Annotated in this window: 8 protein-coding genes; 3 read left to right on the top strand and 5 right to left on the bottom strand. The window is 56.6% G+C overall.

Going from position 1 to position 9,336, the window contains the following annotated elements; all coding sequences use genetic code 11:
• Positions 1-314: 314 nt before the first annotated feature.
• Positions 315-1,697 carry a DegQ family serine endoprotease gene (locus tag KZ772_RS18545; protein WP_290537881.1) on the bottom strand — a complete coding sequence of 461 codons (1,383 nt, stop codon included), beginning with the start codon at positions 1,695-1,697 and terminating at the stop codon, positions 315-317.
• Positions 1,698-1,834: 137 nt separating this feature from the next.
• A complete protein-coding gene (locus KZ772_RS18540; RefSeq protein ID WP_290537880.1) occupies positions 1,835-2,512 on the bottom strand; it encodes a 50S ribosomal protein L11 methyltransferase in 678 nt (225 codons plus the stop codon).
• 49 nt (positions 2,513-2,561) lie between these two features.
• Between KZ772_RS18540 and KZ772_RS18535 the strand changes: the two genes are divergently transcribed.
• Positions 2,562-4,454, top strand: a complete 1,893-nt coding sequence (locus KZ772_RS18535; protein ID WP_290537879.1) for a hypothetical protein — start codon at positions 2,562-2,564, stop codon at positions 4,452-4,454.
• On the opposite strand, the gene trmH is transcribed toward KZ772_RS18535, so the two are convergent.
• The gene (trmH, locus tag KZ772_RS18530) at positions 4,408-5,109 is read right to left on the bottom strand and encodes a tRNA (guanosine(18)-2'-O)-methyltransferase TrmH (RefSeq protein WP_290537878.1); all 702 of its coding nucleotides are present in this window, start codon (positions 5,107-5,109) and stop codon (positions 4,408-4,410) included. The genes KZ772_RS18535 and trmH overlap by 47 nt on opposite strands.
• A 293-nt stretch (positions 5,110-5,402) precedes the next feature.
• On the opposite strand from trmH, the gene KZ772_RS18525 reads away from it, so the two are divergent.
• Positions 5,403-6,611 (top strand): CaiB/BaiF CoA-transferase family protein, encoded by a 1,209-nt coding sequence (locus tag KZ772_RS18525; RefSeq protein WP_290537877.1) that lies wholly within the window; start codon positions 5,403-5,405, stop codon positions 6,609-6,611.
• Positions 6,612-6,669: 58 nt separating this feature from the next.
• On the opposite strand, the gene KZ772_RS18520 is transcribed toward KZ772_RS18525, so the two are convergent.
• Positions 6,670-7,761, bottom strand: a complete 1,092-nt coding sequence (locus tag KZ772_RS18520) for a lipid A deacylase LpxR family protein (protein ID WP_365871158.1) — start codon at positions 7,759-7,761, stop codon at positions 6,670-6,672.
• Positions 7,762-8,402: 641 nt separating this feature from the next.
• Between KZ772_RS18520 and KZ772_RS18515 the strand changes: the two genes are divergently transcribed.
• Positions 8,403-8,858, top strand: coding sequence for a hypothetical protein (locus KZ772_RS18515; RefSeq protein WP_290537875.1), 456 nt, complete (start codon positions 8,403-8,405; stop codon positions 8,856-8,858).
• Between the two features lie 36 nt (positions 8,859-8,894).
• On the opposite strand, the gene KZ772_RS18510 is transcribed toward KZ772_RS18515, so the two are convergent.
• Positions 8,895-9,335, bottom strand: coding sequence for a group III truncated hemoglobin (locus tag KZ772_RS18510; RefSeq protein ID WP_290537874.1), 441 nt, complete (start codon positions 9,333-9,335; stop codon positions 8,895-8,897).
• Between the last annotated feature and the right edge of the window lies 1 nt (position 9,336).

The raw sequence follows: 9,336 nt of genomic DNA, 5'->3' as shown, positions 1-9,336 counted from the left end.
TGCCTGCAGGCCGACCGGCTTTCTGCCTATCAACAATGGGATCTGCCCCAGGATGAAGCCCTGCGCCGGGAAGGCGCCGGCGGCTATCCGGTTGTGTTCGAAGAAGCCATCGGTGGCGCCGAACGTTTCCGGCAAGGCGCCGGTCGGCACGGAAAATTCGAAGAGTGAGGCGCAAGTTACAAGTTGCAAGGCGCGGACTGGCTTATCCATATAACAAGCAGGCCGTGCCCGCGCTAATACGCGGGCACGGCCTCAGAGCGGTTATAACCTGATCCGCGTTGCAACTTTCAACTTGAAACTTGCAACTCAACCAATCAGCGGATCACCACAAAGAACACACCGCCATTGCGATTCACCCGCAACAACAGGGTGCCGTCCTTGTCGCCAATGGCACTGCGCAGTTCTGCCGTATTCTGCACATCCTGACGATTGGCGTTGATGATCACATCGCCGCGACGCAACCCTGCACGCCAGGCGGGAGAACCCTGCTTCACATCGTCCACCAGCACGCCACTGTCTGCATGCTGCAACTCCCCCTTGCGCAGGTCCCGCAGGCTGGCACCTTCCAGGTACTTGGAGACGGTCTCGCCGCTGGATGCCTGCTGGGACGACTCGCGGATGACCGCTGTCATCTCACGCTTCTTGCCATCGCGGAGGACCGTCAGCTTCACCTTCTCACCCACCGGCGCCATACCGACCTTGTTACGCAGATCCGCTGCCCGCTTCACCGGGCGGCCATCCACGGCAATTACCACATCACCACTTTTAATGCCGGCTTTTTCCGCCGCGCTTTCCTCCATCACCTGAGTGATGACCACCCCGCTCCGGCGGTCGACCCCAAAGGCCTCTGCGAGCTCGGCGGTGAGATCCTGAACAGTGACGCCCAGCACGCCGCGGCGAACTTCGCCATGCTCGATCAGCTGATGCATCACGTTCTCGGCCATTTCCGTGGGAATAGCGAAACCGATACCCACATTGCCACCGGCAGGGGCAATAATGGCAGTGTTGATACCCACCAACTCGCCACGCAGGTTCACCAGGGCGCCACCGGAGTTGCCCGGATTGATAGAGGCATCGGTCTGGATAAAGCTTTCATAGCCTTCAATCCCCAGGCCGGTTCGACCCAGCGCAGAGACGATGCCACTGGTGACGGTCTGCCCCAGTCCGAAGGGGTTGCCGATCGCCACGACGAAATCGCCCACCCGTAAACCGGTGGAATCGGCAATAGCGATTTGTGTCAGATCATTGGCCGACTCCAGCTTGAGCACCGCCAGGTCCACTTCCTCATCGGTACCCACCAACTCCGCTGACAATTCCCGGCCATCGGTGAGGGTGACTTCAATGGAATCCGCATTCTTCACCACGTGAGCATTGGTCAGCACATAGCCTTCCCTGGCATCCACGATCACGCCGGAACCGGCACTGGCGGCACGGCGCTCACGTTGTTGTTGCTCTGGGATATTGAAGAAACGGCGGAAGAAGGGATCTTCCATCAGTGGATTACGGGCGGTACGGATCCGCGTTTCGATGGCGATATTGACCACCGCCGGGGAGGTTTTTTCCAGCATCGGCGCCAGCGAAGGCAGCGCCTGGCCGTCGCCGGTGGCGGATGGCAGCGCCGCATGCACCGGCGACAAGGCGATGACACACAGTGCCAGCATCCAGACAACGGGTTGCAGCGGATTCTTGGTATTCAACAACGTCGTTCCTCCTGTAATGGGAAAACAAGCAAAAAAACGGTTTTCACCGGTGGAGACCTTCCCACCTCCTGTATGGCAAATGCAGTGGCCGCCAAGGGCGGATAGCAACGCCGTACATTTTTTCTGACATTGCTTCAGGCCGACGGTTCCGAGGCGAACAGCCTGACCCCGTTGTACTCACTGGATTCCCCAAGATCCGGCCAGGTGCAGGACTGCCATTGGCCCAGCAACTGGTACCCGGGCGGGTCCAGATCCGGCACCCGGGAATCGGCCAGCAGCACCCGGTCCGCCTGCTGGAAACGGGCCAGCAATGGCAGGTTTTCCCGGTCGTAGAGTATATCCGCCGCGGTCACCAGATCCGCCGCCGCCAGCGCACTGTCCAGATCCTGGCTTAGTTCGATCTCGACGCCGTTTTCTGCCGCGTTCACAGCGGTCGCGGTCAGCGCATCCTGATCCAGATCGCAGGCAATCACCCGGCCGGCCCCGGCCAGGGCAGCGGCAATCGCCACCACCCCGGAGCCTGGCCCCACATCCACCACACAGCGACCCTGCACCCACTCGGGGTGCGCGAGCAGAAACTCTGCCAGCACCTGACCGGACGCCCAGCAAAACGACCAGTATGGAGGCTCTTCCATAATGGCATTGACGATTTGCGGGTCCAGAGCCTGTTCAGGAAATAACTCATCCAGCAGCCATAAGCGGATCTGCGGCGTCTTCGGCAGCACCTGGCAGGACAGGGATACCGCCGGTAATACGCGGTGGAGCCGTTCATGCAAGGCGTCAAGGCCTACTCTTTCGTGATTGCTTGTCATACCCTAGGGCCTTGTTTCGCCAATTCAAATCGTCCAAGAGAATAACAAAATGACCGGCAGACAGGCATGGATCGGTCTCACCGCCCTTTTCCTCACTCTGGTGAGCCCATTACAGGCACGGGAAATCTGGACAGAAGGCGTTCCCGATCCCTACTTCGAGCACTTCCTGGACTTCTACAAGGCAGATCCCAGTGCCATGAGCCGCTGGGCATCCGGCCTGCGCAATATTTCCACCGATCAGCTCGATCGTACTCTCAAGGCGCTGGATACCACCCAGTTCACCTACCTTTACCCCATGGAGATGAAGGGCTTCGAGCTGGCAGCGCACAACGGCATCCCCACCGAAGAGCTGTCGCTGATGGCGGTGCGGGCAGGCAAACTGATTCCGATTCCCTTCCAGATCGACGAGTTCGACAAGACCGGTCTGATCTGGATCGAGGGTCACAATGATCACAAGCCGGAAGGCGAGCCCGGGATTTTTGATGATTTCGACGAACTGGCTTTCATGTTCCGCGACGGCGGCTGGGACCGTTTCGATCCGCAGCAGCATGCATTAAAGGAAGGCAAGATGCTGGAGGAAATCCGCCTGGATTCCCCCCGCAACCAACCCCGTTATATTTATCTGGTACGCAATAACAGCGAGCGCTCGCGGGCCGACTATGTGCAGGTGGATCTGGAGAAAGGGCACATCGAAACCACTCTGATGCAGATGGACTACGAGCCCAAGGATTTCACCCAGATCAAGGGCATGTCTCCGCGGTTGGGGCCACACAAGGACGAGAATGTCATCGACAATATCTACGTCAACATCAGCACCGGCATTTTCAACCAGAATCTGCGCGTGGATCTGGATACCCGCAAGAACATCAAGGCCACCCCTATTGCCGTCAAGGACGGCGCGGTCAGAGCCTCAATTCTGGTTAAGGCGCGTATCTGGTACGCCTATCTGCCGACTTTTTTCAGCCAGAAATTCCAGGTGGATTTTTACGAACAGTCGGTGACCATTCCTTCCCGGTTTGCCATTGGCAGCGTCAAGGTGCTGAAATTTTTCCTGATGTTCCTGCGTGAGCCCCGCATTCATTTCGCCATCGATTTTCATAACCTGGACGGCGCCCGCATCACCTATGATTCCGTCTATGGTAAAGGCCAGTACGGTACCGTGGATGGCGTGATGAACGATTTCGAGCACACCCTTGGCACTACCCGGTTACCCGGCGACTGGCTGCATATGGATTCCAACCAGGGCTGGGAAATGTTTTTCAGTAACCATATGCCAGTGGTTCCCGATGGCTTATTCGATGCCTTCCTCAATGGCGTGACCATGAACATGTTCTACGAGGACGACAAGACAAGCACCACCAAGCATGAACGCCACCCGGGCGCTACCCCACGATTGGGCTTTGAGAGTGAAGGCATGCCGCGCACGGTGATTGATCTACTCGGAGCCATTCCAAAACTGGATTATCTGGACATGGACAGTCTGGGCGAAGCCATTCTGGCATTGGCAGACGCCGAGGAAGATGGCGCCTTCGACAAATATGACGAGGTGGTCAACCAGCGCTTGCGAGAACTGCAAGAGGAAGAAGACCGTTTTACCACGGTAGAAGCCCTGGCCGATGCCTTCCTCGCGGACTTGAACCGGATGAATTTTTCCGGCATCGCCCGCGATGATTTCAACAGCCTGATGCGCCAGGCCATGTTGGACACCATCAAGGAAGTGGATCAGGTGCACCATGGCAAGATACTGCAACGCATGGTGGAACTGGCCGAGGAACGGGACATCGATATCGCCCGGCTACGCTACGCCACCATGGACAATACCCTGTGGTTCCCGGCCTGGGTGGGCGAAGGCGGCGCCGCCGACTTCCACTGGCAGGTCAGCCATGCTCCCAGTGCTAAACCTCTGGGTCCGGTGAGTGCCTCTGTCGCAACAGCGCCGTAAGAGCGGCGCTGTCCTTCACCTGCCCCTCGTCATCCAGTTCCGGATAGGGAATCCCCTCCGCATCGCAGAGCCGGGCGATTTTCTGGTGGCCCCAGCGGAACACCAGCTCGTGGTAACGGGCCGGATCAATGCGGGGCTGATCATAAAAGCCTTTGGCGCGACGCTGCTCGCAGGCTTCCGCCAGAATAATGGCCGCCGCCACGCTCACGTTGAACGATTCCACCATGCCCATCATCGGGATGATCACATGCTGGTCCACGGCCGCCGCCGCCTCATCGCTGACCCCGAACTTTTCAGTGCCCAGCAGCAGCGCCGTGGGCCGGGTGTAGTCCACCTCCCGGTAGGGTACGGCGGTATCGGACAGATGCGCCGCCAGGACCTGAACCCCCTGCCCCTGTAATTCGCGAATCACACTGCCGCTCTCGTCACGCTTGTGTACCTGCACCCAACGCTGGGAGCCCATGGCAGTGCCGGCGGCCATGCGCGCCCGGTTGTTCGGCAGAATGGCATGCACATCGAGAATCCCAACCGCATCGCAGGTACGCACAATGGCGGCGATATTGTGGGGCTTGTGGACGCCATCCATGATCACGGTGAGATCAGGCTGGCGGCGGTCCAGGGTGTCGCAGATACGACGATAGCGTTCCGGGGTCATGGGCTTTCCTTATAATAGGCTGCGGATCTTATAATAGGCTGCGGATTGTATAGCCTGCGGGCAGACAGGCAAAATCTCCGGTCGGACAACCGGTTACGAGAAGCGAGGTACGCGTTGCGAAAGGCCACCTGGTTTTGCATTTCGAAACTCGTACCTCGTTACTCGCTCTAATCTTTCACTGTCCCCGGAAAAACTGACCCCAGACAATTGACTGCGGGCATTTCAGGCACTCCCACTGCGCAAGCCAATCCGCTAGGCTTGTGGCCCAGCAAACCGCAATCTACGGAGACCCCATGCCCGAACTCTCATCCCGCCGCCTGCCCCTGGACGGTGTCCGTGTTATCGAGCTGGGCCAGCTGCTGGCCGGTCCCTTTACCGGCACCTTGCTGGCCTATTTCGGTGCCGATGTGGTGAAGGTGGAGCCACCCGGTGGCGACCCCATTCGTGGCTGGCGCAAGCTGGATGAAGACGGCACCTCCTACTGGTGGCGCAGCCTGGGTCGCAACAAGAAGTCGGTGACCCTGGATCTGAAATCCGATCAGGGCAAGGCGCTGGTGCGCAAACTGATGGGCAATGCCGACGTGGTGATCGAGAACTTCCGCCCCGGCACCATGGAAAACTGGGGCCTGGGACCGGAAAGCTTCGCCGAGGACAATCCCGGGCTGATCTACACCCGTATCTCCGGCTATGGCCAGACCGGCCCCTACGCCAGCAAACCCGGCTATGCGTCGGTCTGCGAGGGCATCGGCGGGCTGCGTTATGTGAATGGCTTCCCCGGCGAGCGCCCGGTGCGCCCCAACCTGTCCCTGGGCGATACCATTGCCGGCCTGCACGCGGCCCTGGGAATTCTGCTGGCCCTGTTCGAGCGGCAAAAGAGCGACAAGGGCCAGGTGGTGGATGTGGCCCTGTATGAATCGGTCTTCAACCTGCTGGAGGGCGTGATCCCGGAATTCGATGGCGCCGGAGTGATTCGTGAACCGGCGGGTTCCACTGTCACCGGCATTGTCCCCACCAATACCTACCGCTGTGCGGACGGCAAGTTCGTGGTGATCGGCGGCAACGGTGATTCCATCTTCAAACGTCTGATGACCACCGCCGGGCGCCCGGACATGGCCGACAACCCGGCCATGGCCAGCAACGCCGGGCGGGTGAAAAACGAGGCAGAGATCGACACCGCCCTGGACGCCTGGTGTCGCAGCCTGCCCAGCGAGCAAGTGCTGACTCTGCTGGAAGAAGCCCGGGTCCCCGCCGGCCCCATCTACTCCGTGGCCGACATGTTCAACGACCCCCATTTCCAGGCCCGCGGCCTGTTCCAGCAGGTGGAAATCAACGGCAAGCCCCTCAAGGTACCCGCCATCACCCCACGACTGGCCGACACCCCCGGCGAAACCCGCTGGCCCGGTGGCGAGGTAGGCAGCCATAACGACGCCGTATTGCGGGAAGAGCTGGGCCTCAGTGACGAGGAATTTGCGGCGTTGAAAAAGGAGGGTGTCATCGGCTGACCCCTACCCTTCTCCAGCCCAGGGTTTCAAAGGTTGCAGAGATCAGACAGCCCTGCGTTCAATATGTGTATTGAATACCCAAGCGACCATAAACTTGTGAGTTCCGGTCTTCCGGGTTGTCCCAGGGCACAGTAGTGGTTACCAACGAGATTCCTCCACTCCATTTCCCAACGAACCCCCGTAGCCCCACATACAAACGGGCAATGGCAGGATCGTAGTCAACAGACATACTGTCTTTGAAGGTGTTCCCATCCCAGAAAATAGCATTCCCGAAATAAGAGCCATTGAGCAGGACAAAACCCCAAATTCCACTCTCCGCTTCACCCGGTGAAAATGGTCTGGCACCTATGGTTTCCTCACCAAAAAATTGCGGAGGAATACCGAAATCATCAGGAACATGCCAGCCAAAACGCGCCCCGATACCCAGAGAAGCCATTGAAACCAGATTCCCTAAAGTCGCTCCAGCCTGACCAATTATATCGCCGCCCCAAGCGGCTCTATCTCCAATCGCGAGGAGTCGGCGGCGATGTTCGTAACCTAAATTTATAAGCAACTCATCATGAATTTGGTTATCCCACCCCTTGATGTCATTACTTCCGATAATCTTATGGAACTGATTCTGTACTTCCTCTCCACGGGCACTTGGTCCAGCTATCCCATAGTGAAGGCTGAATGCATCCATTTTATGCGCATCCTGGGCCCCTGCCGTCAATGTTGCAAAAAGCAGTCCACTGTACGGCATATCACCAGGTATCGGTTCTTCAGTTTCGGTGTCACTCGGTGTAAAAATCCGGTGTGAAAGACTGTGGCTGATAAACCGTTGCCGGCCAGAACGGTTAACGAGTGGGAGCTTCGCCAGCCCCTTTCCCACCAGGGAAGGAACAGGTCCGTTGAGGTAACTCTCCAGATAACCGGATGCCCAACCTACCTGAAGGCCGTTTGTATAATCATCATCGGACTGAGCGATAACATCATTATCAAATGAGAGAAACCAGGTACCTCGCACTGATGACTGATTTGCCATCCCGGGGGATGCTGTCCCTAGCAATAAAATCGAAAAGATCCAGAGAAAATGGGTGCACTGACAGTTCTTTCCCTTCCCTCTATTGTTACTCTGCAATTGCCTAGCATATTTCCCAATCAACCACATTCGGCGGGTTATTGAATAAAGTGCTTCTCGTATACTCATTTCAACTTTGAATCCAAACTAATTAGAAAATACAGGTAGTTGAAAGCTTTCGTCCTCAGCGAATGGGGCATGGAAACCATTCTGCTCCTCTCTCTTTGCAAGGACGACAACTCGGCTGACGCTTAGAGAGTTGAGCCAAACGACTACACGTCTGAACTTACGCAGTAACCGCCGATCCCCCCCTACAATGCTTCCGCTGAACAGAGAAGGCCACCCACCCCTTGATACCCCAGTGTCCCAATAGTGAAACGCTGAAGGTCAAATCTGCTCACTACACAGATTATTATCCTGCAAATAATATCCAAGGATGATCCCAATTGACAGGCGAGACTTGATGGAAAGCCCCCTGTGCCCCCTATCTGCCAAGTGAAACCGTGTTGCAAATAGTTGCTTCCACAAGCCCCACAGCCACTGACCATCACTGTAATTGCAAAGCCACTTTCCTTCTTGGCCCGCCAAGCAGCGATCGTATTGGCCACATTTATGATCTGTCTATTTCAACTTGCGGCTTTTCTTGGTCGCAATCCAGCACGACCGACCGTATCAACCTGACCATTGATATCGATTGAAAAACCACCGAGGAGAAAATGATGAGTCAATCCATGACACCTACCCGGATCATCCAAACATTGCTTGAAGACCCAGCTAATCCAGAGCATGTAAATCAATATCTATCTGAGGATTTTGTATATGTGTCACTGAACTACAAAAATGAAAACCTGAAAACTATCATGCCGTGGGCCGGCACCCATCATGGCCAGAATGGCTTCACTGATACCTTTAAAGGCGTTGACGAACACTGGATAAGAGACGAGTTCACACCACAGGCCGCCTTTGATGATGGTGAGAACGTGGCCATTTTCGGAAGTTTTACTTTACGTTCCCGCACCCTGGATAAAGCATGCCAGTCCCCTTTTGCCATCTTTGCCAAAGTGAACAACCGCGGAAAAGTCACTTACTTTCAATACATGGAGGATACTTTCGGAACCGCTGATACCTTCCGAACTGGCGGTGAGTGGATTCTACAGACCCTCTCTGAAAAAAAAGTCACAGTGTAAACCGCTGTCTGCGGCTACAGGCCGTAGAGGGTTACCTCACCCTCTACGGCCCCTGCGAATGCTGATCTGGGAGTGCAGGTTATCAATCACCCGGGTAGCGATACGTTTAGATTTCTCCGTGCAAATCCCGGCAAAACGCCCTTCCAGATTTTTCATGAAATGCCATAGCCAGCGCTCGTAATGTTCCCCCGTTAGCGGCTGCTTGTCATCCAGAGCCCGATGCTTCGCCATCATATGGCGTCGGTAGTCGCGATCCCCCAACAGCATCTTGTGCCAGTACTGGCAGATGATCGGCAGGTGCTTGTCCAGATCAATAGCGGCCACATCCAGAAACATGGGCGCCATCACCGGGTCATCCAGAAGCCGGCCATAAAAACCATGCACCATGGCATCTATGTTTTCCCGGCAGTCTAGATCAGGAAGATCGCTGTCGTCCTGTCCATGGTTGCCGGGCTGAAAATATTGAACTGCGGTCATG

The sequence above is a fragment of the Alcanivorax sp. genome, assembly GCF_019431375.1.
Classification (GTDB): Bacteria; Pseudomonadota; Gammaproteobacteria; order Pseudomonadales; family Alcanivoracaceae; genus Alcanivorax; species Alcanivorax jadensis_A.
Note: the sequence above shows the minus strand (reverse complement) of the source record. Positions and strands in the feature narration are given on the sequence as shown.

What these genes read in the sequence shown, in the direction of transcription:
- KZ772_RS18540 (WP_290537880.1), bottom strand. Translation starts at nt 2,512, where the DNA reads ATGACAAGCAATCACGAAAGAGTAGGCCTTGACGCCTTGCATGAACGG.
- KZ772_RS18535 (WP_290537879.1), top strand. Translation starts at nt 2,562, where the DNA reads ATGACCGGCAGACAGGCATGGATCGGTCTCACCGCCCTTTTCCTCACT.
- trmH (WP_290537878.1), bottom strand. Translation starts at nt 5,109, where the DNA reads ATGACCCCGGAACGCTATCGTCGTATCTGCGACACCCTGGACCGCCGC.
- KZ772_RS18525 (WP_290537877.1), top strand. Translation starts at nt 5,403, where the DNA reads ATGCCCGAACTCTCATCCCGCCGCCTGCCCCTGGACGGTGTCCGTGTT.
- KZ772_RS18520 (WP_365871158.1), bottom strand. Translation starts at nt 7,761, where the DNA reads ATGTGGTTGATTGGGAAATATGCTAGGCAATTGCAGAGTAACAATAGA.
- KZ772_RS18515 (WP_290537875.1), top strand. Translation starts at nt 8,403, where the DNA reads ATGACACCTACCCGGATCATCCAAACATTGCTTGAAGACCCAGCTAAT.
- KZ772_RS18510 (WP_290537874.1), bottom strand. Translation starts at nt 9,335, where the DNA reads ATGACCGCAGTTCAATATTTTCAGCCCGGCAACCATGGACAGGACGAC.